Origin of the sequence: uncultured Parolsenella sp. (assembly GCF_934660935.1) — a bacterium.
Taxonomy (GTDB): domain Bacteria; phylum Actinomycetota; class Coriobacteriia; order Coriobacteriales; family Atopobiaceae; genus Parolsenella.
Genome location: NZ_CAKUIH010000002.1, coordinates 144569 through 167984, shown reverse-complemented (window position 1 = coordinate 167984; position 23416 = coordinate 144569). Strand labels below are relative to the sequence as shown.

The following is a 23416-nucleotide window of genomic DNA, read 5'->3' as shown; positions in this document are numbered from 1 at the left end:
TATACCGCGAGCGGCTACGCGGATGAATGGAAACGACGAAGGGCCTGAGCTGAGCCCCGACCCTTCACAAGATTCGATTGAGCGCATCTGCCGCGCCGCTCCCCGCGCACGTGACGCGCGAACGCCCGCATCATCCGACGTGCTACTTGCGCAGGCGCTTGAACTCCTCGAGCTGCTGGCGGAGGGTCTCCGCGAGGATGGGTTTCTCCGCGTCAGGACGCTCCTCCGCCTCCACCCCATCCATGGTGCTGGGATCGATGATGAGGGACCTCTCGAGGAAGGAGTCATCGTCGAGGGCATCGAACGAGGGCACCGGCGTGCCATCCGGGTGATGGAAGGGCGTGCCCTTGAAGAAGGCGCCCTCCCAGCTCACGAGCTGCCTGCCCGTCTTGTTCTCGAAGAAGTAGATGAAGGCGCCCTTGACGGCGGCGGTGAGCGGCACGGCCAGAGCCATGCCCAGCGCCCCGCCGAGGCTCGCGCCCACGGTGACGCCGATGAGGCTCATGGCGGGATGGATCTTGACGGCACTGCGCATCACGAGGGGGCTCAGGACGTTATCCGTGAAGTTCTGCGCCATGTCAGAAAGCACGAATGACCAGAAGGCGACCACGGGATTCACGAGAAGGCCGACAAGCGCGGCGAGGAACGAGGCCGTGAAGGGACCGATGACGGGGACGAAATGCAGGACTCCCGCGACGAGGGCCATCAGGCCAGGATAGGGGTTGCCGCAGATCGTGAACCCGATGTAGGCCAAGACGCCGTCGATGATGCTCGTGACCACGATGCCGCGCATGTAGCCGCCGACGGAGCGCCCGAGGACCGCGACGAGGAGCGCGAGGTCCTCGGCGTGGCGGGGTCCCGCGATGACGCCGAGCTCGCGCATGATCAGCGGATAGTCCTTCGCAAACCAATAGGCCATGAAGAGGCCGAGGAACGACATCACAATGGTATTCACGAGGCTCATGACGTTGGGAACGAACGCCCGGGAAAGCCAGCCAGCGAGCTTGCTCACGAGCGTGGTGCCCACATCGGTAAGCCCGACGAGCAGGGACTGGACGTTGGCCTGGAAGTCCGTGGTCTCGGCGGAGCCGTAGGAAGAGAAGAGATGCTGCACGAACTCCTGGGACTGCGCGAACAGCGAGGGAACGCGGTCGAGCATCTGGCTCAGCTGGCCGACGAACAGCGGCACCAGCCAGATGAGGAATGCGAGGACCACGCCGATGACCAATACGAGCGAGAGCAGGGCGCCAATGCCCCTGCTAACGCCATGGCGCTCGAACCAGTTGGTGATCGAGCTGCAGATGAACCCCACGATGGCGCCGACGGAGAGGCAGATGACCGCAGAGCTCACACGCCCGAGGACCGCAAGGATGATGGCAAACGCAATGGCACAGCCGATGAATGCCCACGCGCGTACGGCAACGAGCCTCGCGGAGCGATAAGACTCCTCTCGCTCCTCGGAGGTTAGTTTCTGTAGGCTCATCGCATAAGGCCTTCCGGGTCGATCTTGTCCTGGAGCTTCTTGAGCGTGCGACGCAGAAGACGACTCACCTGGACCTGGGAGATTCCCAGGCGCTTGGCTATCTCGACCTGCGTAAGGCCCTCGTCGAAGCGCATGCGGACGACTTCCTGCTCGCGCGGAGAGAACTCGCGAATCGTGTCCTCAATGACCATGCGGTCATCCGAGGCGGCGAGGTCTTGGTCGACGCTCGCGTAGTGGTCGATGACGGCGGGGGCGTCCTCGTCCTCGTTGTTCCCACCCTCGAGGGGCACGGAGCTATAGGCACTCGAGGACTCCATCGCCTCAAGGACCTCGTCGACGCTCACGCCAAGGCGAGAAGCGACCTCCTCGGTCGAAGGCGAGCGCTGGAGCTCCTTCGTGAGCTCATCTGTCACCAGGTTGACCTTGGCAGAGAGCTCCTGCAGACGCCTCGGCACGCGGACGCTCCAGCCCTTGTCGCGGAAGTGACGCTTGATCTCTCCCAGGATGGTGGGCGTGGCATAGGTGGTGAACTCGAGGCCACGCTCGGGGTCGAAGCGGTCGATCGCCTTGATAAGACCGATCGTGCCCACCTGGACGAGGTCATCGAGGGGCTCTCCCCTGTTCTTGAATTTTGCGGAGAGGAAGCGAACGAGGTTGAGGTGACTCATGATGAGCTCGTCTCGGGCGTCCTCGTCTCCCTCCTCCTTATAAAGGCGGAATAGCTCACGAGTGCGTTCCTTGTCCCAAGCCAGCTTGCCCTTTGGGGTGGCAGGCAGGTCACGCACGGCGGCGGCAGCCTCGCGACGCGCCTGGGCTCGCTGCTCGCTCGTAAGCTCTCTGGAGTCACTAGGCATCAAGGGCATCCACATTCTTCTGGAGCGTGAGCGAAAGCGTGTGCGCCTCGTCATCGAGCTCGCACTCGTCACAGACGGCGGTAAGGATGAGCTCCGCATACGTAGTGATCTGGTCATCCTCCGGCTCGGCCTCGCCAAGGGCAAAGGTCATGGTGAGGGCGTCTCCGCTCGCGTCAAAGCTGACCTCGCAGGCCTCGGGCTTGGTGGCGCAGCACCACACGAAGGCCTCCTCGGCGGCCATGCGGACGTCTTCGACGCCGTCGACGGAAAGGCCGGCGAGCACGGCGAGGTTCGCGGCGAGCATGCGCACGGGACGCGCGAATGAGGCGCTCGCGGGAACGGAAAGGGAAACGGGCATCTGCTGCTCTTCTTCTGTCGTTGCCATCATCTACTCAGCCTTCTCGGCGGCCGCGGAGGGCTCTGCCGGCGCCTCGCAGGAGGCATCATCGGAAACGGACGGGACCTGCTCCACCGGGACATCATCGGCGGGAGCGGAAGGATAGGTGAAGTAGCCCTCGTCACCAGAGACCCTCTCGACGTTCACGGGCTCTGCGGGAGCCGGGGCATCGAGCGCGCCGGTGGCGGCAGGAGCGGAGATCTTGGCGCTGGTGCGGCCGGAAACCTTGCCGGCGACCTTACCCAGCGCACCGGCGACGCCCGTGACGACGGACTCGACGGCACCACTGACGGCGCCGGTGGCACGCGCGCCCGTGTCAGTCACGGTGTTGACGTCAGAGAGGATGCCCTCGACGCGAACGAGGTCAACGTTGATGAGGTCGACCGTGGTGGAGGCCTTCTCGAGGATGGGCTCGATCTGCTTGGCGGCAGCCGGCAGCTCGTCGGCGACACCATCGAGCTTGGCGACGACGGGGCGGATGTCCGCGATCGTCTCGTTCACGGAATCCGTGAGCTCAGAGACGCTCTTGCGGGTCTGGCGTAGCGTGAGCGCGAGCTCGACCACGGCCCAAACACCGGCGATGACAAGAACAATGAGCGCGATCGTCATGGGGTCAAGAGCAAATCCTTCAGTGGACATCGTGGCTCCTCACGAGTTGGGTGCGCCCGTCTGCGCGGGCGTGCAATGGCTAGGGGACATTCTACCCGTCCGCGCGCGGACTACTCCTCGGCGGCGTCTTGGGTTTGGGACTCTGGCGCAGACGCATGGCCTGCCTCGGGCGACATGGGCTCAGGCGCAGCGGCGACAGCAGCCTGGGGTGCCGGTGCGGCAGGTTCGGGCGCCCGGGGCGCCGATGCGACCAGGCCATCCTCGGCAGACGCGGGCGGAACCTCCACCTCGCGCGGCGTCGCCCCCGTTCGACCGGAAGACGTGACGTCGAGGCGCCAGGCCTCCCAGCCGCGACCGCTCGGGCTAAAGAACTGGCCACGCTCGAGACCGTCCGGCAGGTACTGCTGCTCGACCCACCCCTCCGGATAGTTATGCGGGTAGAGGTAGGGTCCATAGGAATCCGAGCCCGGGCGGTGACGGTCGCGCAGGTGATTGGGCACCTCGCGGCGCGGCCCGTGGCGGACCTCGGCGAGCGCGGCATCGATACCCGCCTCGCAGGCGTTGCTCTTAGGCGCGAGGCACACGTAGAGCGCCGCCTGGGCGAGGTTAATCCGGCACTCCGGATAGCCAATGACCTCGGCGCTCTTGAAGGCGGCCTCCGCCACGAGAATCGCCTGCGGGTCCGCGTTGCCCACGTCCTCGCTCGCGTGGATCATGATGCGGCGGGCGATGAACTTCGGGTCCTCCCCCGCGTCGATCATGCGGGCGAGCCAGTAGAGGACGGCATCCGGGTCGCTGCCGCGCATCGACTTGATGAAGGCGGAGATGATGTCGTAGTGCATGTCGCCGGACTTGTCATAGGGAAGCCCACGGCGGGGATTTGCCTCGGTCACGTTCTCGCGGGTAATGCGGAGAGGCGCCTCCCCGGGGTCACCGGCGTCTCGCGCGAGCATGGAACCACCCTCGAGGAGGATCTCCCCCTCGGGCGTGACCTTCGCTCCCGCGGGAAGTGCCATCTGGCTCGCGAGCTCGAGCGTGGTCAGGGCGGAGCGCGCGTCTCCACCGGCAAGCTGCACAATCTCCGCGCGAGCATCGTCATCGAGGGAGAACAGGCCGCGCAGGCCGTGCTCGGACGCGAGGGCGCGGTCCACCAGAAGGCCGATCGCGGAGTCATCGAGCGGAATCAGCTCGACCACGCGACTGCGCGAGATGAGGGCGGAGTTCACCTCGAAGTAGGGGTTCTCGGTGGTGGCACCCACCAGGATGACGATGCGATCCTCGACCGCATGGAGCAGGGCGTCCTGCTGGGAGCGGTTGAAGCGGTGGATCTCGTCCACGAAGAGTATCGTGCGCAGGCCGCGCGTCATGAGGCGGGACTCCGCCGCCTCGATCTCGCGACGGAGGTCCTTGACCGTCCCCGTGATCGCCGAGACCTCGACGAACTCCGCGTGAGTGGTGTTGGCGATGATGCGCGCGAGCGTCGTCTTGCCGGTGCCGGCGGGGCCGTAGAGCAGGACGCTCGAGAGGACGTCATGCTCGATGGCGCGGCGCAGCCATGAGTCCGGGCCGACAGCCTGCTCCTGGCCCACGTAATCCGCGAGGGTCTGGGGGCGCATGCGAACCGCCAGGGGCGCGTTCATGTTGCGCTTGTAGCGCTCAACTTCTGAAAAAAGAGTATCCATGGGTCCGATTGTATGACGTAGCCGGCGGCGTGAGCTAGCAGAAGTAGCCGCGACGGCGGAACAGGGCCTCGGACTCGGGGAAGAGGTTCTGCGCGAGGGCAACGAAGTAGTCATCCGTCATGCTGGAGATGTAGTCGACCACCGTGAGGTCGAGGTCGTCCTGCCAGCGATAGGTCTGGCCGTAGTATGACAGGGCTCGCTCGACGTCGACGATATGGTGCCGGAAGATCGGGCTCGACTCGTCACCGGCACGCAGGTCACCGAGCATACGATCGTACACGCGGGCGAAGAGCGCGGAGATTTCCTCCGCGCGCTCGCCGTTGAGCTCGCTCGCGTTGTATATCTTCTCGAAGTTCTCCCGCTTGGCGCGGCGCATCTCCGCGAAGGCCTCCTCGCTCATCTCGATGCGGTTGCGGCCAAAGCTATGCTCGATGACGTCCGTGATGAAGGCACCGAGAGCCCACGAGTTATAGGCACCCCCAAGGCCATCGTCGAAGGAATCCTCCGTCACGAAGCCAGCGGCGATGGCGTCCTGGCGGTCTTTGCCCACATAGGCGATGATGTCGCTCACACGGACGACGCACCCCTCGAGCGTCATGGGACGGAGATGGCCGATGGCGCCCTCCCCCGTCTTCCAACAGCCGGAGACCACGGCATCAAGGTCATCGAAGCTCGAGAGGTCGCTCGTCTCGAACACCTGGCGCTCGCACTCGCCGTTGTGGCAGATTACGCCATCGAGCGTCTGGAGGGCGAGGTTACGCCCGGAGAGGACATCGAGAACGCGCACGCTCTGGACGTTATGGAAAAACCAGCGGCCCGTGCGCGCATGGTAGGCGTCATTCAGGAAGCGCTCGCCGGCATGGCCGAACGGCGTGTGGCCGACATCGTGGCCGAGGGCGATCGCCTCGATGAGGTCGAGGTTGAGGCCGAGGGAGAGGCCTATGTCCCTCGCAACGCGGCTCACGAGCTGCACGTGGAGGCCACGACGCGAGATGTCATCGTTGGCGCGCAGCGAGTAGACCTGCGTCTTGCCCGCCAGGCGGTTATAGGCAGGCAGGTGGATGATCTTCTCCGAATCACGGATGAAGGCCGGGCGCTCCGCGCCGTCGCGGTCGCGTGCGTCATCGCGACGGCGCACGGCCGCCTCGTTGGGAGTGGCGTAGGGACTCATGCCCCCGTGCGAGCGCTGCTCGAGCACGGCGGCGGCGACCTCGCTCGAGAGGGTCTCCCTCAGCGTGGGCGCGCAGAGATTGATGCGACTGGACATGGCTCCTCCAGAGGTGTCGTCGATGACACCCCCCACTCTACACCACGCCGCGGACACTAATCCTAGACGAGGTAGCAGGGACGACGGAGCCCGTCGGTCTCGACGCTTATGCCGGCAAAGTGGCCATTGAAGACGAAGACGTTCAGCGTGTCGCAGCCATGCTCCGCCGCATCGCTCCAGGAGGCAAAGCCCCTCACGAGCTCGAGTTCGCTCGAGGAGAGCTCACGGGAGAAGGCCTCGCTCGTGAGAGCGGAGACGAACTGGGGAGACGCCAGCGGCCAGGTGCGCATGCCACCCACGAGACAGGCGACGTTGCGCTCCGCCGCCTGGACAAGCGCGTCGAGGCCCGCTCCACCAATCTCGAGAATCCTCCCGAGGTCGACGCGGCGCCAAACGCAGGCGATGGGGCCGTCACCGTCGACGAGGCGGACGCGGCCCGGACGCACCTCTCGAATCGAAAGCTCGGAGACGTCGGCGAAGCGCGCGTGCACGCCACGGTCACGGAAGAGCGTGATGAAGCGCTCGATCTCGTTCATGTCAGTGTTTGCGCGGTCGCCCACGATGGAGAGGCTCATCGTCTCATCGCCGTAGGTGTAGTCGTCGCCGGGGTTGGTGTCCGGGAAGCCCGGGCCCGCCCAGGCGCGGTAGACGTCGAGCACGGAGTCGACGCACGCCTCGGTGAGGTCGAAGGCGGACAAGGTCTGGTGACGACACTCGAACTCGGTAAAGATGCTGGAGCGCCTCCAGGCGCGCGTCACCTCGTCAGCGCCAACGACACCCCTCGCCGCGGCAGTCGCCACGTTGAAGAGCTGGGCAGCGCCACCGTCGCCAAAGGCGATGTCGAAGCGCACGATGGGCGCCTGGCACTCATAGCCGGTATCGAGGCAGCACAGGCGCTCCGTCGCGGCGTCCATGCCAAACAGGGCACGAAAGTCGGCGTTGTTGCGAAAGGCGCGCAATGCCTTGTCGAGGACGGAATAGGCGATGTTGGAGAAGGTCTCGAGCCGCTCCAGGCCGTTGCCGTCAACGAAGACGGGCTCGCTCGACCAGGCAACAGGCTCGTCACCGAGGCCCGCGCGGGTGCTCGCGAGGTAGTTCTCGGCCCGGGCGAGGTCGCGAGAGACGTCCCCGGAATCCTGAAGGAGACGAGCGTATTCATGGGCAAAGGCCTCGCTGGCCAGAGAGGCAATGGGGTTCCTGGTGGCATTCTCGGTCATGGGTTACTCCTCGTCTTCAATCGAGTCCGCGGGGTCATCGTCTTGCTCACCCGCGATGGCATCTTCTGGGGTTGCAGCCGTACCAAGGCAGGCGCCACAACGGCCGAACTGGCCAAAGTCGCGCAGGCAAGTGCATTCGAGCGACTCGTCGAGGCGGGCGTCGACGAAGTCCGCAAGGATTTGGGCGCCCTCCGCCGTTGGGTGGCCATCCGCGTCAGAAAGGAGCTCTTCGCCAAGCTCCGGCTGCACGACCTCATACACCGCGGCGCGCCCCTCAGAGACGCGACGGGCGCGCACGCGAGCGACGGCGTCGCCGATGATTTTGTCGATGAAAGGATAGCAGCTACCAGGCACGGACGTCTTTCCCCCAGCAGGCGGAACCATGACGAGAAGCGAGGCATCCGGCCAGAGCGCGTCAACGTGCGAAAGGTACTCGGTGACCTCGCGGGAAACGACCGCGACGGAGGCCCGGCCGTAGCTGTAGTTTGCCCCCAGCGCCACGATCACGACATCCGGGGCGTCAAGGCGGTCGAGGCCCACGAGGGCGCTCGACTGGAAGACTTGGCCGCCGACGCTCTGGTTCACGAGGTCAAGGCCACGCTCGCGGGCGACGATGGCGGGCCAAGAGGCTGCGGGAGAGTCACACACGAAGCCCTGGGCCACGGAGTCGCCGAGAACGAGGAGGCGGCGGGCGGACACGTCACGCTCCACCGGACGCAGGAAGGTGCCGTTTCCGCGGACACGGCCAAGCCTAGCTCCCCTCAGGGCGGGAAGCCACACGCAGACGCGGCTCGCATCCGCAAAGCCCGGGAGCTGGAGAAGGTCGCCCGAGGCGGCACCGGCAGTGAGCTCGAAGGCGACCTCACCGCCGCGAGCCCCATGCTCGGCAGGCGGCTCGACCCCGTCGAGCGGAACGTCCGCGAGACGCTTCCCATCGACGTCGACCGCAAGCGCGTCATGCGCGCCCGGGGCGAGGAGGCCCTTCTCGGCAACACCCGCAAGCACGCGAGACGTCGCCGCGGGCTCCGCATCGAGGGCGATCTCGAGGACGAGCTCGCTCGCGTCTGTCTCGAACTCGAGACGGACGCCCGCACAACACGGCGCCATCTGCCGATAGATGCCGGGATACCATGCGGCGCAGCTACCGAGCGCACGCTCCTGCTCGGGCCAGAAGCGATGCGGGCGCACCCACTTGGCACCCACGTCCTCGAGCCATGCGGCGCCACGGACAAGCTTCGATGCCCACGCGGCACAGACGACCTCGGAGGCATTGGCAGCACGGACGCGAGCGGCCTCCACTACTCCCCCTCCCTCACGTCTGCATACCAGGCCTTGCGATCGTCGAGGCGCAGGATGCCGACGCGGCCGACGGGCCAGCCCGCAGCGGCGGCGCAGTCGATATCGATGCGGTCCGCGACACCGCCCGTCTCGGGCCGGGCGCCGAGCTCGACGATCTTCCCGCGACCATCCTCCGTCATGAAGTCTGAAGTCATGTCGTCAGAGTGGCGGGAAAGGTAAATCGAAGGCGTATGGCCAGCGACGACGATGGGGCCCACGCCCTGGGAGTCCACGAGGCCGGTGGGCATGCCCCAGAACCAGTCACGCACCCAGAGGAGCTCCTCCTCGTCGCGCTGGTCGAGGTAGTTCTCGAGCACCGTGTGGTCAGAGAGATCGGCCTCGGGGTTGTCCGCACGCCAGGCCTGCGAGTCCGCGCTGTTGATGCCGGCATGCGTGAGGATGTAGTCTCGCTCGCCGGCGCGCACCACGTCATAGAGCGGAAGCCCCGCGACCCAGGCAAGCACCTCCGCGTACCTCTCGGCATCGAGGGCCTCGAGCTGGGAGGCCGTCGCGGACCCGCCGTTCTGCACCCAGTTCAGCCAGTCGACGAAGTTCGAGGAGTCGAGGCAGGCGGTCGAGAACTCGCCGTCGACGGGATCTCCCGTCGCGGCGATGGCATTGAGCATAAGTCGCTCGTGGTTTCCCAGGAGAACGCGCACGTCAGGAATCGAGCGTACGAGCGAGATGACACCAAGGGGGTCTGGACCGCGATCGACCAGGTCACCGAGCACGTAGACGACGTCACCGTCACCGGGAGCGGCGGCATTAAGTGCCTCGTCCAACGCGTGGACGTGGCCGTGGATATCGGATGTGACGTAGATCGACATGCTCGCCTCCTCCAAACTTGCTAGCGGCGACGCGGGCGGACCCTTCGCGGACCACCCTTTCCACTATGACGCATGCGAACCTTTCTAGCTGCGAGAACACGCCTACGCGTGGAGCGAGCGCCGATAACTATCACAGAACCGCCACGTGGCCAGACGAGGTTCGGGCGCACGTCCTCGCTCGAGGCAGGGGATATGCCCGCACGCGGGCGCGCGGCACCCACGCCGGCAAGCCGCACCTCACGGACAAGCTCGGCAAGCGTCGCCTCCGCCCAAGCGCGCTTGAGGCGGCACTCCCAGACCACGAGGACCGTCCATCCGGCGCGAACGAGCTCGTCTACGTCACGCTCGTCGCGGGCGCGGTTACGCGCGAACTTCTCCTCCCAGAACTCGACGTTGCTCTTGGGCGAGCGCGTCGAGCAGAAAGGGCAGCGATGCCAGAAGCAGCCGTTCACGAAGATGGCGACGTGCTTGCCCGGATAGGACACGTCGGGCTTGCCGGGAGCGGCCTTCCAGTGGAGCCTATAACCGCCAAGGCCCGCCTCGCGAAGAGCCGCACGAACCTTGAGCTCGGGCTTCGTGTTCTTCGACTTATTCGCCTGCATGACATGGCGCGTAGCGAGCGAGGTCATGCGTGTCCTAGGCGAGCGCGAACAGGAGCTGGAAGAGCGCCCTCTCGGCAGCGACGAGCACGAAGAGGGCGATCATCGGCGAGAAGTCCATGCCGCCGATGGGCGGGACAAAGCGACGGAAAATGCCCACGTAGGGCTCGACCAAGCTGTTGATCACCGTGGCGACGTCATCGAGGAGGCTGCCGTCGCGGCGAGGAAACCACGACATGATGCACCAGATGACGACGAGCCACTGATAGAAGTCGACCAGTGACGAAATGACGCGGGCTACCTGATAAACACCCATGCGCCTAACCCCTCGCCAGCTCGGCCGTGCGCGCGAGGGCGGCGTCAACGGCGGCATAGGCGCCCTCGGTAAGGGCCGGCTCAAGCTCAAAGAGAGCGGCGGCGGTAGTGCCACCAGGCGAGGTCACGCGCTCCATGTAGGCACGGGGGTGCTCGCCAGATTTGGCGAGGCTCTCCGCAACACCAAGCATCGTGGCGTTGACCATCTCGCGAGCGGCGGCGGCAGGCAGACCAGCGCGAACGCCGGCGCGCGTCAGGGCGTCGACCATGAGGGCAAAGTAGGCAGGCGCGCAGCCCACGACGGCGCCCTCGGCGTCAAGCTGGTCCTCGCGCATGACCTTGGCGGAGCCGAGCGCGGCGAACATCTCGCGAACGAGCTCGATGTCAGCGGGAGTGGCCGTGCTGCCACCGCAAACGGCGGACGCGCCAGAGCGCACGGAGACGGGCAGGTTGGGCATGACGCGGACGACGCGGCACGCGGGGAGCGCGGCCTCGAGCGTCGAGAGCGCCGTTCCAGCGGCAATCGAGACGACGAGCGAGCCGGCGAGCGCGGACGCGCTCTGAGCAAGAAGGGCGCCAAGGACCTGCGGCTTCACCGCGAGCACCACAACATCGGGATGCTCGGCGAGGAGCGCGTCAGACGTGGCGAGCACGCGCACGCCCGCCTCGGCGGCGAGGGCCTCGAGCTTGGAGGCGTTATGGTCGCAGACGAGGACGCGGGAGCCCTCGATGGCGCCGGCCTCGACGAGGCCGCGCGCGATGGCGCCACCCATCGAACCGGCACCGATGACGCCAACCGTGATGCCCGCAAGGGCGGTGTTGTTCTCAGGCATGCAAACTCCAAACATAAGGGCGGCGGCACGCAGCCACCGCCCCGGACAATACAGGCGCGCGGAAAGCTAGCGGGCGAGACCCTCGCGGGTGAGCTTCGCCCTGTCGGTCTCGGAGAGCTCGACGCCCTGCGGAAGCACGACGAAGACGCGGTCTCCGAGCTCCTCGACCGAACCGTCGATGCCACAGGCAAGGCCAAAGCTGAAGTCGAGGATACGCTTGGCAACCTCGATCTTGAGGTTCTTGAAGGAGAGCACCACGGGCTGGTTGGTGCGGACGCGACGAACAACGGTCTGGACGTCGTCATAGCTCGTGGGCTTGAGAACGTAAGCCGGAAGCTTGCCACTCGTGACGCGCGGAACGGCAGTCAGGCCCACGTCACCAGGAGTGTTGCCCGTAGCGCCAAAGACGCCGGGCTGAGTCGCGGGAGGCACGAAGGAGCTGGGCTCATCGGCGTGCGTAGCACCAAGGTAGTCGCGAGGAGCGGCGTCATCCTTGCGCCAGGAGTCATCCGCGGCACGATATGCGCCGTCGGAGCCGTAGGCGTTATTAGCGCCATAGACATCGCCGGCGCGACCGAAATCGTCACCGGAGAGGTGACGGCCGGAACGCGTGTAGACGCTGATGCTGTCGGCGTCCGGACGCGAGGGATTGCCGAGGAGACCGGAGCCTTGCTGCTGCTGTCCGCGGTCAGCGTAGCGATCGCCACGCTGCGGGACATCGTCGTAGTAGCCCGCGCCGCCGTCATACGGCTCGTCGTAGTCGTCGTACTCGTCTTCGTAGTAGTCATCCTGACGGTTGTCCTGGGGACGGAGGTGGTCCTGGACTGCGTCCTTGATGTTGTCTAAAAAGCCCATGGTGTCTCCCATGTCTCGTCTGGGCGCCGAGGTGGCGCCCCCGCGTATGCCTACTTGAGGCCGTACTCGGAGGAAAACGCTATACGTCCAAGTCTAACGAGGGTGGAGCCCTCCTCGACCGCGATTCCAAAATCATCGCTCATTCCGCAGGAAAGAACCGGAAGAGGAAGACCCATGCGCGAGCGCAGGTCGCACGCGAGCTCCCTCGCGCCCGAGAAGGTTGCGCGGGCGGCCTCGGGGTCATGGGCCGGGGCCATCGTCATGAGACCCTCGAAGGCAAGACCCTCGAGACCAACGAGCTCCTCGGCCTGCTCGCGAACCTCATCAGGCGAGAAGCCACCCTTGCTCTCCTCGCCGCTGACGTTGCACTCAAGCAGCGCCGGCATGACGAGGCCGGCACGGACGGCGCGTTCGGACACCGCGCGGGCAAGCTCGAGGCTCGAGATCGACTGAATGCGCTCGGCACGGTCCAGCACCTGGTTGATCTTGTTCTTCTGGAGGTTGCCGATCATGTCGAAGCGGGGGGCCTCCACGCCAGCGGCCGCAAAAGCGTCGAGCTTGCGGACGAGCTCCTGCGGGCGATTCTCGGCAAATGCGTCCCAGCCGGCGCGCATGGCGGCGACGACCTCGCGGGGTCCAACCGTCTTGGAGACCGCAAAGGCCGTGACCTCGCAGAGTTCGCGTCCGGAACGGGAGCACGCCTCCGCAATCTGATCCATGATCCGGTCATGGCGCTCGTCCATGAAGGCTTGGTAGGTGGCCTCGGGCTCGAGGTCCACGGCACTCGCGACGACGTCCTCGCTACTGGCCATCGCGCTCACCCTCAGACTTCGCGACGGGAGCCGCAGATGCCGCAGGCGCATCGACGGGGATCGCCTTGGCGGCCGGCACGGCCCCATCGTTCTTGAGCTCGGGAATCTGACCCACGAGTTCCTCATCGACCTGCTTGTCCGCCACGAGGCCGGCGCTGCGGGCGGCATACATCTCGGCGAGGTCATCGTCGTCGAGATCCTGCAGGTCATCAAGGTTGCGGCGCTTGCCCGTGAGCAAGAAGACGAGCTTCTCGCCCACCTCGACGGCGTTGTCGGAGATGCGCTCGAGCATGCGGGACGCCATGATGACGCGGCTCGCCGCATCCTTGTCGTCGTCCGGGCCAAGCGTGGAGAGACGCCTGAAGAACTGCTTGTAAAGGTCATCGACCGGCTCGTCGAGAACGGGCAGCGAGGACGCGAGGCGCAGGTCCTCGTTCACGATGGCCATGACGCAGTTCGAGAGAACGCCGTAGACGAGGTGCCCCTCGCCCACGAGGAGGTCGATGAGCTGCGCGGGGACGTCGCGACCGGCGCAGCGCTTCGCGGTCTTGGCGATGTTGCGCACGTGGTTGGACATGCGCGCGAGGTTGAAGTTCGCGTAGATCACGAACTGGATGAGACGAAGGTCGCTCGCGACGGGCTGCTGCGTGGCAATGAGCATGAAGGCCTTCTGCTCGAGGGCGGCGCAGCGGTCATCGAGCCGTCGCGTCTCCGCCTTGACGGCCTTGGCCTTCTCCCTGTTGCCCTCCTCAAGGGCATCGAGCGCCTCGTGGAGCTGAAGGTCGATGTTTGCGTAGATGTAGACGAGCTCCTGGCGAAGCTCGGTGAGCTGGCGATTGAATGCCTCACGCATGGTGTCCTCCTCAGGTGCTTTGGGCCGGATGGTCGCAATCAGCCGAAGCGGCCGGTGATGTAGTCCTCGGTGCGCTGGTCGCTCGGGGAGTTGAAGATCTCGTTCGTGTCGCCGTACTCGACGAGTCCGGCGGGCTCGCCCGCGTGCTCCTGCAGGAAGAAGGCCATGTAGTCAGAGATACGGGCCGCCTGCTGCATGCTGTGGGTGACGATGATGATGGTCATCTCGCTCGAGAGCTCGGCCATAAGGTCCTCGACGCGCTGGACGCTCGTCGGGTCGATGGCGCTGCAGGGCTCGTCCATGAGAAGGACGTCGGGCTGGACGGCGAGGGTGCGCGCGATGCAGAGACGCTGCTGCTGGCCGCCAGAGAGGGCGAGGCCGTTCTTGTCGAGCTGGTCCGCGACCTCCTTCCAGAGGTTCGAGCGCTTGAGCGACTCCTCCACGATGTCATCGAGATCGCCTTTGCTAGTCACGCCCAAAAGGCGTGGGCCAAAGGCGACGTTCTCGTAGATCGACTTCGGGAAGGGGTTGGGCTGCTGGAAGATCATGCCAACGCGGCGGCGGAGGTCGACCGGGTCGACGCCCTCTGCGTAGATGTCGGCGCCGTCGAGGGACATGGTACCCGCGGTGTGAGTGCCCTCGATGAGGTCATTCATGCGATTCATGCAGCGCAGGAAGGTTGACTTGCCGCAGCCGGACGGCCCGATGAAGGCCGTGATCTTGTTGGGCGCGACATCCATGGTGACGCCGGAGAGCGCGTGGAAGTCTCCGTACCAGAAGCCAAAGTCCTCGACGTGGATGCCCATGCCGCCGTTCTCAGGCGCGTGGCGATAGACGGTCATGCTAGTTTCCCTTCGACTTCGATGCGGAACGACGCGACAGGTAGCGCGCGAACAAGTTAAAGGCCAGGATCATCACCATGAGCAGAAGGGCAGTGCCATAGGCGGCCTGCATGTTGATGCCCTCGTTGGCAAGCTGGTACAAGTGGATGGTCATCGGACGGCCAGAGTCAAGCGGTGTGAGGGGCAGGTTGATCGCCTGGCCCATCGTGTAGAGCACGACGGCAGTCTCGCCGATGGCGCGGCCGATGGCTAGGACGATGCCCGTGGCGATCCGCGGGAAGGCGCTCGGGAGAACGATCTTGGAGACGACCTGCCACTTCGTGGAGCCGAGACCGTAGGCGCCCCAGCGAATGTAGCGAGGCACCGAGCGAATAGCCTCCTCCGTGGTGCGCATGACGATCGGGAGCATCATGAGCGCGAGGGCGAGGGCGGCGGAGAGCATCGAGAGCCCAAAGCCCATCGCCTCGACGAAGAGCGCGTACCCGAAGAGGCCCATCACGATGGACGGGACGGACGAGAGCGTGTCTGCGGCGTAGCGGATGAAGGTGACGAGGCGACCCTGCTTCGCGTACTCCGCGAGATAGACCGCCGCGAGAACGGCGATCGGCACGCAGATGAGCATGGCGAGCGCCGTGACGTAGAGGGTCGAGACGATCGTCGGGAAGATGCCGCCCTCCGCGTTAACGCCCTCGGGCCAGCCAAAGATGAAGTCGAGCGACATCACGGGCAGGCCGTTCACGGCAACGAAGCCGATGATGAGGACGAGAACCGCCGTCGCGACGACGCCCGCGGTGCGGAAGACGCCGATCATGAGGTCATTCGTGCGGTTCTTGTTCGAGCCGCCGGCAGAGGAGGAACCCTGGGCAAGAAGGCGCTTGATACGGGCGCGGCTGCCCTCTCGGGGCTCCGTGACGACGCCGGTAACGGGGGTGACGTCATCGCCGGTGAGGACCTGCACGGGCGCGTGCTCCGCGGGATCCTCGGGATGGTCGAACGAGATGCCGGCGGCGGCGACGGCCGCGCGGTCCGCGGCCTTGGCACGACGATGCTTCGAGCGTCCGCGGCCATCCTCCCTCATGCTCGACATCTTGCGAACGATGCCCACGAGCGCCGCGGAGATGATGAACAGCACGCAGCCCATGCCAAACAGGGCGCTCCTGTGGAGTCCGCTCGAGTAGCCCATGTCGAGCGCGACCTGGCTCGTGAGCGTGGAAAGCGGGCTTGCGATGCCGGCAGGGATGACGGGCGCGTTGCCCACGACCATGAGGACGGCCATCGTCTCGCCGATGGCGCGACCCATGCCGAGGACCACGGCGTTCACGATGCCCATCTTCGCCGCGGGAAGGACGACCTTGTAGATGGTCTGCCAGCGCGTGGCGCCCATCGCGAAGCTCGCCTCGCGAATGCCCATGGGAATGGAGCGCAGCGCGTCCATCGTGAGCGTGGTGATGGTGGGCACGATCATGATGGCGAGCACGAGCCAGACCGTGAGGGCGCCGAAGCCCAGGCCACCCGTGAGCCTGGCCACGATCGGGCGGAGGATGACGAGGCCAAAGAAGCCGTAGACGACGGACGGCACGCCGGCGAGCAGGTCAACGGCGGTGCTGACGACGCTCGCGAGCTTCTTGCCGGCAATCTCCGTCAGGAAGACCGCGCAGCCCACGGCAAGGGGCACGCCAAGGGCAAGGGAGCCCACCGTGACGATGCCAGAGCCGGCGAGCAGGGCGAGGATGCCGTAGTGGCCCTCCGTGGGAGCCCAGCTGAGACTGAAGAAGTCTTTGAGGCCGATCTGGGTGATGACCGGGATCGCCTTCCAGAAGGTGAAGATGAAAATGAGGATGACGGCCAAGACCGCAACGCACGCGCAGGCGAGGAAGAGGTTCTTGAGGGCAGTCTCCTTCATGCGCGTGGCGCGCGTCACCTGCTTCAGGCTCGCGGGCTGCTGAGACGGGGCGCTGGTGGTGTCGCTCACTTGCCCTCACTCCCCTCTCCCTGCGTCTGGTGGGCGGGGATGTAGCCCGCGTCGCGGATGGTGTCGTTCATGGCATCGGAGAGGACGTAGGAGATGTAGTCATAGGCGGCGCCCTGCGGGTCTCCGTTGGTGAAGAAGTAGAGATCACGCGAGATGGGATAGGACCCGTCCTCGACGTTCTCCTCCGTCGCCTCGACGCCGTCGATCGCCAGGGAGCGCACGGAGGTGCTGGCGAAGTCATTGTCGACAAAGCCGATGGAGATGTAGCCGATGGCACCGGGCGTGCGGCTCACGACATCGCGGACCTGCCCCGTGCCGGGGAGAACCGCGGCGGTGCGGTCGAACGAGACGTCGCCCATGACGATCGTGCGGAACGCCTCGCGAGTGCCGGACGCCTCATCGCGGTTCACGACCTGAATGGCGAGGTCAGGACCGCCGACCTCACTCCAGTTGCGGATCTTTCCGGCATAGATGTCTCGGAGCTGCTCGGTGGTGAGACCCTTGACCGGGTTCTCCGGGCTCACGATGACGGCGATGCCGTCATGCGCGATGACCGTCTCGACAAGCTCGTGCTCGGACTCCTCAGCCGTAAGCTGGCGGCTCGAGGTGGCGATATCCGCAGTGCCGTTGGAGACCGCCTCGATGCCGGCAGAGGAACCAAGACCGCTCACGAGCACGTTCGTGCCCGTGTTGGCCTCAAAATCCTCGGCAGCCATCTCGGCGATGGGAAGCACCGTGGTGGAACCCGCGACGGTCAGCGTCTCGGAGGCGGAGGAATCCGCGCAACCCGAGAGCGCGAGCGCGCCCACAAGGGCGAGCGTTGCCGTTACGAGAGGTAGGCGATAGCAGCGTGACGACCGCATAGCCCCCCTTCCGCTCGATACGAAAAGAAACGACCGGTGTTGGCGGCCGTGGAAACGCACGAATCCACGAGGTTGGCGGCAGGAAGGCCGGCATCCCCGAGGGCGCACGCTATGGCTGCGGACAAGTCAAGGTTCGAGTTCGTCGAGGCAGCATGAACCATGCTACCAAACTCATCCACGAAGGTCTGCAGCAGCTCGGGCGACACCTCGTAGTCCTCGCCAAGGATGTGCGGGCCAATGTAGGCATAGACCTCGTCCGGGCGAGCGTTCGCCTCGCGGCAGAGGATGCCGAGGGCCTTGGCGGAGATGCGCGCGAGCGTCCCGCGCCAACCGGAGTGGATGACCGCGAACGCCCCGGGCACCGCAAGCACGACCGGCACGCAGTCCGCGAAGCACAGGAGCACGGGAACTCCAGGGGCCGTGCAGACAATGGCGTCCGCCCCCTCGAGCGCCTCGACGCGGGCGGCCTCGATAGCGTCTGGCGCGGCGTCGCGAATGACAAGCACAGTGTCCCCGTGGACCTGCTTGGGCTCCACGAGGTTGCCGGCGATGTCCGCGGCCCCCACGGCGGTGAGCGCACGCGCGCGGTTCTCCGCGACGTCTGCCGGCTCATCGCCGCAGCGAGATCCCAGGTTCAGGCTAGCGAACTGGCCTTTTGAGACTCCACCCTCACGCTCGGTAAACGCGAACGTGACCCCGCCCGGGCGATCGGTGTCGCCGAGCAGGGTCACGCCGTTCGAGACGTACCGGGTGAGCGAAGGGCCCGTCATTACAGGCGGCCACGCTTCAGGAAGTCAGGAATGTCGAACTCCTTGCTGCCCGTGGTGCTCGCGGCAGGGCGGGCGGGAGCAGCAGCGGGGGCCGGGGCCGGGGTCTCGACCGCAGCGGGAGCGCGGAAGTCACCGAGGAGGGACGGCTGCTGGGAGGCATCGGCGAAGCCGGTGGCGATGACGGTGATGCGGACCTGATCGCCCAGGCTCTCGTCGACCGTGGTTCCGAAGATGATGTTGGCCTCGGGGTCAACGTTGGAAGCGACGAGGTCTGCGGCGTCGGAGATCTCGGTGATGCCGAGGTCCTTGTTGCCGGCGATGGAGAGCAGGACGCGGGTGGCGCCGTCGACGGAGCTCTCGAGCAGGCGGCTGGAGATGGCCTCCTGGGCGGCGTCGGTGGCGCGGTTGTCGCCAGAGGCCATGCCGATGCCCATCATGGCCGTGCCGGAGCCGCGCATGATCGTGCAGACGTCGGCGAAGTCGAGGTTGATGAGGCCCGGGACGGTGATGAGGTCCGTGATGCCCTGGGTGCCCTGGCACAGGACGTCGTCCGCCATGCGGAAGGCCTCGAGCATGGTCGTCTTCTTCTCGGCGAGGTCGAGGAGGCGGTCATTCGGAATGACGATGAGGGTGTCGACGTTCTCGGAGAGGTTCTCGACGCCGGTAAGGGCGCTGGCGGTGCGCTTGCGGCCCTCGAAGGTGAACGGCTTGGTGACGACGGCGATGGTGAGGGCGCCCACGTCGTTCTTGGCGATGTCGGCGACGACAGGGGCAGCGCCGGTGCCGGTGCCGCCACCCTCGCCCGCGGTGATGAAGACCATGTCGGCGCCGGCAAGGGCGGCCTTGATCTCGTCACGGGAGTCCTCGGCGGCCTGAGCGCCGACCTCGGGGTTGGCGCCAGCGCCAAGGCCCTTGGTGATGTCGGTACCGATGTGGACCTTCACGTCCGCGTCAGACATGGCGAGAGCCTGGGCATCGGTGTTGACAGCCACGAACTCGACGCCGCGGATGCCCTCCTCGATCATGCGGTTGACGGCGTTGGTGCCGCCACCGCCGACTCCGACGACCTTGATGACGGCGAGGTAGTTGCTGAGGGTATCGGTGGCGCTCATGGTTCCTCCTTGCGTGGCGGTGCTTGTTGTGGTCGTTCTTCTGTGGGCGGGGCCCGTCTTAGTGGCGCTGTGTTTAGCCATATTCTTCAAACTCTCAAGCTCAGGTTTAGCTCTACCCGAAAGGTAAAGCGGCACATACTGTCATATATGGCGCTCCCCTGTCAACAAATCGTTGGCGTTTTTTCACGCGAACTGCAGATTGGGGCCGCCGGCGGTAGCGGTGTTATCCCTCGTCCGCCCCCGCATCTTCGTACTGGCCAGAGTCTCCGGCGGAGTCACCATCCGAGCCGTCACCGGCATCCTCGCCGGAGTCATCGCTCGAGGAAGAGGTTGTCGCCGGCGTGGACTCGGCCGTGATCTGCGCCACGGTGTTGGCAGCGCCAGAAAGCGTGGTGCCATCCGCGACCTTGCGATAGGTGGGCTTGCTCGGGACGCGAACGTTGACGTAGGTGAGCTGATCGCCGTAGTTAGCCATGATCTCGCTCAGGGCCTGAGCCTTTGCGGAGACATCATTCGCCGCGCCAAGGGAGACCTCGAGGCCGCTCTTGAGAACGACGGAGATGCTTCCGGAGCTCGCGGCGTAGAAGACCTGGGCCTCGGCGCTGATGGAATCGGGGAGCTGGCTCTGGTAGGTCAGGACATCAAGGATGGGGTCATCGGTCGAGGGCGCGCCCTGCGCGGGGTTGACCGTGGCCGGCACGTTGGCGATGAGCAGGCAGCCCATCTCCTGCGCACGGGCGAGGGCGAGCTGGACGACGTCCTCCCCGGAAGAGGTATCGAGTTGCACGGGCTCGATCCAGACACCGTCGTCACCAAGCGCCCACACGCTCGTACCGCCGCCAATAACGACGAGCGCGGCAACCGAGCGCTCCTCGATGGAGACCCCGAGCGTATCCGGAAACTCGCGCTTGATGATGACGCGCTTGACCCAGGGATTCTTCGAGACCTTCTCCGTGATCTGGGAGGTGTCGACGTTGAGCAGCGTCGTCCCCTCCTCGACGGAGGCGAGCTTGGCGATCAGGGACTCGCTCACGTGCTCCGAGGCCGTGGCGTTGATGCCGGTGATCACGAAGACCGGCAGCTGCGCCAAGACGAGAAGCACGATTAGCGAGACGAGGGCGAGGCCGGCGACGATGCCCGCGCCAACGGCAACCCTACGCACGTTGACGTTGCCGCTCGAGCCCCCATCGCGCCCGCGCAGCGCCTCGCGAGACGACGGTGAAGGCGTCTTGGGACGCGAGCCCGGGGTATTGAGCTTGCCACGAGTGCCCGCCTTGGAGCCCGCCGGACCGCCGGGGGCGACCCTGGGAGTCACTCGCGCCGTGGGGCGCGCGGACGGCAGCCCAGAGGCCGGACGACCCGATCCTGTGCGCGAAGCTATCTTTGAGGAGCCACGCGGCGTGGCGACGCGACCGCGCGCGCTACGACGTGAAGCCGAGGAACTTGACTTCCGGTTGGAGGTCGACACCCGTTGCCTCCCTCACCCTGTCATGCATCGCCCTCATGACGGCCAGGACGTCGGCCGCGGTGGCGGTGCCGTTGTTTACGACGAAGTTGGCGTGCACGTCAGAGACCTGAGCGCCGCCGGAGGAGTACCCCTTGAGGCCGCATGCCTCGACGAGCTGGGCCGCGCCCCTGTCTCCGGGAGGATTCCTGAAGACCGAGCCGCAGCAGGGCTTGCCCATGGGCTGCGTCGCGCGCCTACGCGCGAGGAGCTGCTCCATCTGGGCGGTGATCTCAGCGCGGTCGCCGGGGTCGAGGGCGAGCGTCGCCTCGAGAACGATATCCGCGCCGCCAAGGCTCGTCCAACGATAGCCCCACTCGACGTCAGTACCCCAGACGCGCATGAGGCCCCTTCCGGGGCGAAAGACCACGAGGCTCTCGACGCGACGGCCGATCCACTCGCGACGCGCGCCCGCATCCATGGAGACGGCGCCACCAAGCGTGCCCGGGATGCCGCAGGCGAATTCCAGGCCCGACATCGACGCCTTCGTCGCCGCGGTCACCACGCGCGAAAGCGGGACGGCGGCACCCGCGACGATCTTGTTATCCTCCGCCAGGACCTCGATGCGGGAGAACTCGCGGCCGAGGACGATGACGCAGCCGTCAAAGCCGGCGTCCGAGACGAGCAGGTTCGAACCCTTGCCCATGACGACCCACTCGACGCCCTGGGCGCCGAGGACCTCGATCACGCGAGAGAGAGCCGCGGGCGTGTGGCAGACGGCGAGCATCGCCGCGGGGCCACCGATTCGATACGTCGTGCGGTGCGCGAGGCGCTCGCCGCGGGTGATATCCGCGTCGACGGCACCGGAGAGTGTGAGATATGCGTTAGCCAGACTCAAGCGCAGCCCCTAGGCCTCGTTCTTTGCCTCGATGAACGCCGGACCCACGAGGGTGACGTCACCGGCGCCCATGGTCAGGAGGATGTCGCCGGGGCGAACCTCCTCGACGAGGCGCGCCATGAGCTCACGACGGTTGGGGACGTAGTTCACCTCGGCGACATGGCCGTTCTCCTTGACGGAGTTGGCGACGGTCTTGCCGGAGATGCCGGGGATCGGCATCTCGCCCGCGGAGAAGACGTCCATCACGAAGAGGACGTCAGCGTCGTCGAAGGCGTGGCCGAACTGCTCCGCCAGGGCCTGGGTGCGCGTGTAGCGGTGCGGCTGGAAGACGACGACCACGCGGTCATAGTCAAGGCCGGAGGCGGCGGAGAGGGTCGCGGCGACCTCCGTGGGGTGGTGGCCGTAGTCATCGACGACGGTGATGCCGTCCACGTCGCCGACGTGGGTGAAGCGGCGCTTTACGCCGGCGAAGGTGGAGAGGGCGGCCGCGGCCTTCTCGATGTCGAGGCCGAGGACATCCGCCACGGCAATGGCGGCGGTGGCGTTCAGCATGTTGTGGCGGCCGGGGTTGGCCTTGATGACGACCTTGACCTCGGAGCCAGAGGGGGTCTTCACCGTGAGGTGGCTTTCGATGGAGTGGTGCGTCGGCTCGGGGACGCAGACGTAGTCGAACTCTCCGTCGCCCTCGAAGCCGTACGTGGCGACCTTACGGCCGCAGGAGGCGGCGACCCTACGCACGCGCTCGGACTCGCCACAGGCGACGACCCAGCCGTCTTCGCCCACGGAACCCATGAACTGGCCGAAGGTGTTCTCGAGGTTCTCGATGGTGCCGTAGTGGTCGAGGTGGTCCGCCTCGATGTTGGTGACCACGACGACGGTCGGGTCGAAGAAGAGGAAGGAGCCGTCGGACTCGTCGGCCTCGGCCACGTAGAACTCGGACTTGCCGCTGTGGGCGTTCGTGTCGTAGCCCTCGACGAAGCCGCCGATGAGGAACGACGGGTCGAGCTTCATGCGGTCAAGCATGGTGGTGACCATGGAAGACGTGGTGGTCTTGCCGTGGGTACCGGAAACCGCGATGGTCTTGTGGCCGAGCGAGAGGGCTGGGAGCATCTTGGCGCGCGGCCAGACGTCGATGCCGAGCTCGCGGGCGCGGATGACCTCGGGGTTAGACTCCGGAATGGCCGTCGAGATGACGACGACGTCAGGGTTCACGGCGTCGATCGTGGCGGCGTCATGGCCAACGTGAACCTCGATGCCGGCAGCCTCGAGCTCGCGAACGTAGCGAGAGCTCTTGAGGTCGCTGCCGGTGACGTGAATGCCACGCTCGTGGAGGACGAGCGCGATGCCGCTCATGCCGGCACCACCAATGCCGATGATGTGGACGCGCTCGAACGGAAGCTTCTCAGAAGTGGTTGCCATGCGATGGCTCCCCTCTTGTTTGTGGCGGCGATAGCCGCACCTGTCCGCATGCCAGAAGACACGCGTTGGATTCGCATACAGCTCTTTAGTTTAGCCCAGCCCCACGGTCGCGCGCACAAGCATGCCCGTCTTCATCAGGAACGCCAAAGGCCGAG

General features: G+C 66.0%; 23 protein-coding genes. All 23 read right to left on the bottom strand.

The window, feature by feature from the left end:
• Positions 1-142 precede the first annotated feature (142 nt).
• The 23 genes from Q0H23_RS01755 to murC all read right to left on the bottom strand — a co-directional run bounded on the left by Q0H23_RS01755 (position 143) and on the right by murC (position 23261).
• Positions 143-1483, bottom strand: coding sequence for an AI-2E family transporter (locus Q0H23_RS01755; protein ID WP_293835056.1), 1341 nt, complete (start codon positions 1481-1483; stop codon positions 143-145).
• A complete protein-coding gene (locus tag Q0H23_RS01750; RefSeq protein ID WP_293815231.1) occupies positions 1480-2337 on the bottom strand; it encodes a SigB/SigF/SigG family RNA polymerase sigma factor in 858 nt (285 codons plus the stop codon). Before Q0H23_RS01750 ends, Q0H23_RS01755 begins: the two co-directional genes overlap by 4 nt.
• Complete coding sequence (locus Q0H23_RS01745; protein ID WP_293835054.1) at positions 2330-2725, bottom strand: ATP-binding protein; 396 nt, start codon at positions 2723-2725, stop codon at positions 2330-2332. Before Q0H23_RS01745 ends, Q0H23_RS01750 begins: the two co-directional genes overlap by 8 nt.
• Positions 2726-3373: a DUF948 domain-containing protein gene (locus Q0H23_RS01740; RefSeq protein WP_293835052.1), complete on the bottom strand. Its 648-nt coding sequence runs from the start codon at positions 3371-3373 to the stop codon at positions 2726-2728.
• Between the two features lie 80 nt (positions 3374-3453).
• Positions 3454-5025, bottom strand: coding sequence for a replication-associated recombination protein A (locus Q0H23_RS01735; RefSeq protein ID WP_293835050.1), 1572 nt, complete (start codon positions 5023-5025; stop codon positions 3454-3456).
• Between the two features lie 34 nt (positions 5026-5059).
• On the bottom strand, positions 5060-6292 hold the full coding sequence (locus Q0H23_RS01730; protein ID WP_293835047.1) for an HD domain-containing protein: 1233 nt from the start codon (positions 6290-6292) through the stop codon (positions 5060-5062).
• A gap of 62 nt (positions 6293-6354) precedes the next feature.
• Entirely contained in the window at positions 6355-7509 is a 1155-nt protein-coding gene (locus Q0H23_RS01725; protein WP_293835044.1) for a hypothetical protein, read from the bottom strand.
• Between the two features lie 3 nt (positions 7510-7512).
• The gene (locus tag Q0H23_RS01720; RefSeq protein ID WP_293835042.1) at positions 7513-8808 is read right to left on the bottom strand and encodes an SGNH/GDSL hydrolase family protein; all 1296 of its coding nucleotides are present in this window, start codon (positions 8806-8808) and stop codon (positions 7513-7515) included.
• Positions 8808-9674 (bottom strand): metallophosphoesterase, encoded by an 867-nt coding sequence (locus Q0H23_RS01715; RefSeq protein ID WP_293835041.1) that lies wholly within the window; start codon positions 9672-9674, stop codon positions 8808-8810. Before Q0H23_RS01715 ends, Q0H23_RS01720 begins: the two co-directional genes overlap by 1 nt.
• A 20-nt stretch (positions 9675-9694) precedes the next feature.
• Entirely contained in the window at positions 9695-10303 is a 609-nt protein-coding gene (locus Q0H23_RS01710; RefSeq protein WP_293835040.1) for a very short patch repair endonuclease, read from the bottom strand.
• Positions 10304-10310: 7 nt separating this feature from the next.
• Entirely contained in the window at positions 10311-10589 is a 279-nt protein-coding gene (locus Q0H23_RS01705; RefSeq protein WP_293815212.1) for a YggT family protein, read from the bottom strand.
• A gap of 4 nt (positions 10590-10593) precedes the next feature.
• On the bottom strand, positions 10594-11421 hold the full coding sequence (gene proC / locus Q0H23_RS01700; protein WP_293835038.1) for a pyrroline-5-carboxylate reductase: 828 nt from the start codon (positions 11419-11421) through the stop codon (positions 10594-10596).
• A 66-nt stretch (positions 11422-11487) separates the two neighbouring features.
• Positions 11488-12276, bottom strand: a complete 789-nt coding sequence (locus Q0H23_RS01695; RefSeq protein ID WP_293835037.1) for a cell division protein SepF — start codon at positions 12274-12276, stop codon at positions 11488-11490.
• Positions 12277-12326: 50 nt separating this feature from the next.
• Entirely contained in the window at positions 12327-13088 is a 762-nt protein-coding gene (locus Q0H23_RS01690; protein ID WP_293835036.1) for a YggS family pyridoxal phosphate-dependent enzyme, read from the bottom strand.
• Positions 13078-13941 (bottom strand): PhoU domain-containing protein, encoded by an 864-nt coding sequence (locus tag Q0H23_RS01685; RefSeq protein ID WP_293835035.1) that lies wholly within the window; start codon positions 13939-13941, stop codon positions 13078-13080. Before Q0H23_RS01685 ends, Q0H23_RS01690 begins: the two co-directional genes overlap by 11 nt.
• A 38-nt stretch (positions 13942-13979) precedes the next feature.
• Positions 13980-14747 carry a phosphate ABC transporter ATP-binding protein PstB gene (gene pstB / locus Q0H23_RS01680; protein ID WP_366509934.1) on the bottom strand — a complete coding sequence of 256 codons (768 nt, stop codon included), beginning with the start codon at positions 14745-14747 and terminating at the stop codon, positions 13980-13982.
• Between the two features lie 37 nt (positions 14748-14784).
• Positions 14785-16755 carry a phosphate ABC transporter permease PstA gene (pstA, locus tag Q0H23_RS01675; RefSeq protein ID WP_293835033.1) on the bottom strand — a complete coding sequence of 657 codons (1971 nt, stop codon included), beginning with the start codon at positions 16753-16755 and terminating at the stop codon, positions 14785-14787.
• The gene (locus Q0H23_RS01670) at positions 16752-17618 is read right to left on the bottom strand and encodes a phosphate ABC transporter substrate-binding protein (RefSeq protein WP_293835032.1); all 867 of its coding nucleotides are present in this window, start codon (positions 17616-17618) and stop codon (positions 16752-16754) included. The genes pstA and Q0H23_RS01670 overlap by 4 nt, the downstream gene beginning before the upstream one ends.
• Positions 17582-18388, bottom strand: a complete 807-nt coding sequence (locus tag Q0H23_RS01665) for a polyphenol oxidase family protein (RefSeq protein WP_293835031.1) — start codon at positions 18386-18388, stop codon at positions 17582-17584. Before Q0H23_RS01665 ends, Q0H23_RS01670 begins: the two co-directional genes overlap by 37 nt.
• Entirely contained in the window at positions 18388-19500 is a 1113-nt protein-coding gene (gene ftsZ / locus Q0H23_RS01660) for a cell division protein FtsZ (protein WP_293835028.1), read from the bottom strand. The genes Q0H23_RS01665 and ftsZ overlap by 1 nt, the downstream gene beginning before the upstream one ends.
• A 223-nt stretch (positions 19501-19723) precedes the next feature.
• Positions 19724-20815, bottom strand: a complete 1092-nt coding sequence (locus tag Q0H23_RS01655; protein ID WP_293835026.1) for an FtsQ-type POTRA domain-containing protein — start codon at positions 20813-20815, stop codon at positions 19724-19726.
• A gap of 106 nt (positions 20816-20921) precedes the next feature.
• A complete protein-coding gene (gene murB, locus Q0H23_RS01650; protein ID WP_293835023.1) occupies positions 20922-21842 on the bottom strand; it encodes a UDP-N-acetylmuramate dehydrogenase in 921 nt (306 codons plus the stop codon).
• Positions 21843-21851: 9 nt separating this feature from the next.
• Positions 21852-23261, bottom strand: a complete 1410-nt coding sequence (murC, locus tag Q0H23_RS01645) for a UDP-N-acetylmuramate--L-alanine ligase (RefSeq protein WP_293835021.1) — start codon at positions 23259-23261, stop codon at positions 21852-21854.
• Positions 23262-23416: the final 155 nt, after the last annotated feature.

What these genes read in the sequence shown, in the direction of transcription:
- Q0H23_RS01755 (WP_293835056.1), bottom strand. Translation starts at nt 1,483, where the DNA reads ATGAGCCTACAGAAACTAACCTCCGAGGAGCGAGAGGAGTCTTATCGC.
- Q0H23_RS01750 (WP_293815231.1), bottom strand. Translation starts at nt 2,337, where the DNA reads ATGCCTAGTGACTCCAGAGAGCTTACGAGCGAGCAGCGAGCCCAGGCG.
- Q0H23_RS01745 (WP_293835054.1), bottom strand. Translation starts at nt 2,725, where the DNA reads ATGATGGCAACGACAGAAGAAGAGCAGCAGATGCCCGTTTCCCTTTCC.
- Q0H23_RS01740 (WP_293835052.1), bottom strand. Translation starts at nt 3,373, where the DNA reads ATGTCCACTGAAGGATTTGCTCTTGACCCCATGACGATCGCGCTCATT.
- Q0H23_RS01735 (WP_293835050.1), bottom strand. Translation starts at nt 5,025, where the DNA reads ATGGATACTCTTTTTTCAGAAGTTGAGCGCTACAAGCGCAACATGAAC.
- Q0H23_RS01730 (WP_293835047.1), bottom strand. Translation starts at nt 6,292, where the DNA reads ATGTCCAGTCGCATCAATCTCTGCGCGCCCACGCTGAGGGAGACCCTC.
- Q0H23_RS01725 (WP_293835044.1), bottom strand. Translation starts at nt 7,509, where the DNA reads ATGACCGAGAATGCCACCAGGAACCCCATTGCCTCTCTGGCCAGCGAG.
- Q0H23_RS01715 (WP_293835041.1), bottom strand. Translation starts at nt 9,674, where the DNA reads ATGTCGATCTACGTCACATCCGATATCCACGGCCACGTCCACGCGTTG.
- Q0H23_RS01710 (WP_293835040.1), bottom strand. Translation starts at nt 10,303, where the DNA reads ATGACCTCGCTCGCTACGCGCCATGTCATGCAGGCGAATAAGTCGAAG.
- Q0H23_RS01705 (WP_293815212.1), bottom strand. Translation starts at nt 10,589, where the DNA reads ATGGGTGTTTATCAGGTAGCCCGCGTCATTTCGTCACTGGTCGACTTC.
- proC (WP_293835038.1), bottom strand. Translation starts at nt 11,421, where the DNA reads ATGCCTGAGAACAACACCGCCCTTGCGGGCATCACGGTTGGCGTCATC.
- Q0H23_RS01695 (WP_293835037.1), bottom strand. Translation starts at nt 12,276, where the DNA reads ATGGGCTTTTTAGACAACATCAAGGACGCAGTCCAGGACCACCTCCGT.
- Q0H23_RS01690 (WP_293835036.1), bottom strand. Translation starts at nt 13,088, where the DNA reads ATGGCCAGTAGCGAGGACGTCGTCGCGAGTGCCGTGGACCTCGAGCCC.
- Q0H23_RS01685 (WP_293835035.1), bottom strand. Translation starts at nt 13,941, where the DNA reads ATGCGTGAGGCATTCAATCGCCAGCTCACCGAGCTTCGCCAGGAGCTC.
- pstB (WP_366509934.1), bottom strand. Translation starts at nt 14,747, where the DNA reads ATGGGCATCCACGTCGAGGACTTTGGCTTCTGGTACGGAGACTTCCAC.
- Q0H23_RS01670 (WP_293835032.1), bottom strand. Translation starts at nt 17,618, where the DNA reads ATGCGGTCGTCACGCTGCTATCGCCTACCTCTCGTAACGGCAACGCTC.
- Q0H23_RS01665 (WP_293835031.1), bottom strand. Translation starts at nt 18,388, where the DNA reads ATGACGGGCCCTTCGCTCACCCGGTACGTCTCGAACGGCGTGACCCTG.
- ftsZ (WP_293835028.1), bottom strand. Translation starts at nt 19,500, where the DNA reads ATGAGCGCCACCGATACCCTCAGCAACTACCTCGCCGTCATCAAGGTC.
- murC (WP_293835021.1), bottom strand. Translation starts at nt 23,261, where the DNA reads ATGGCAACCACTTCTGAGAAGCTTCCGTTCGAGCGCGTCCACATCATC.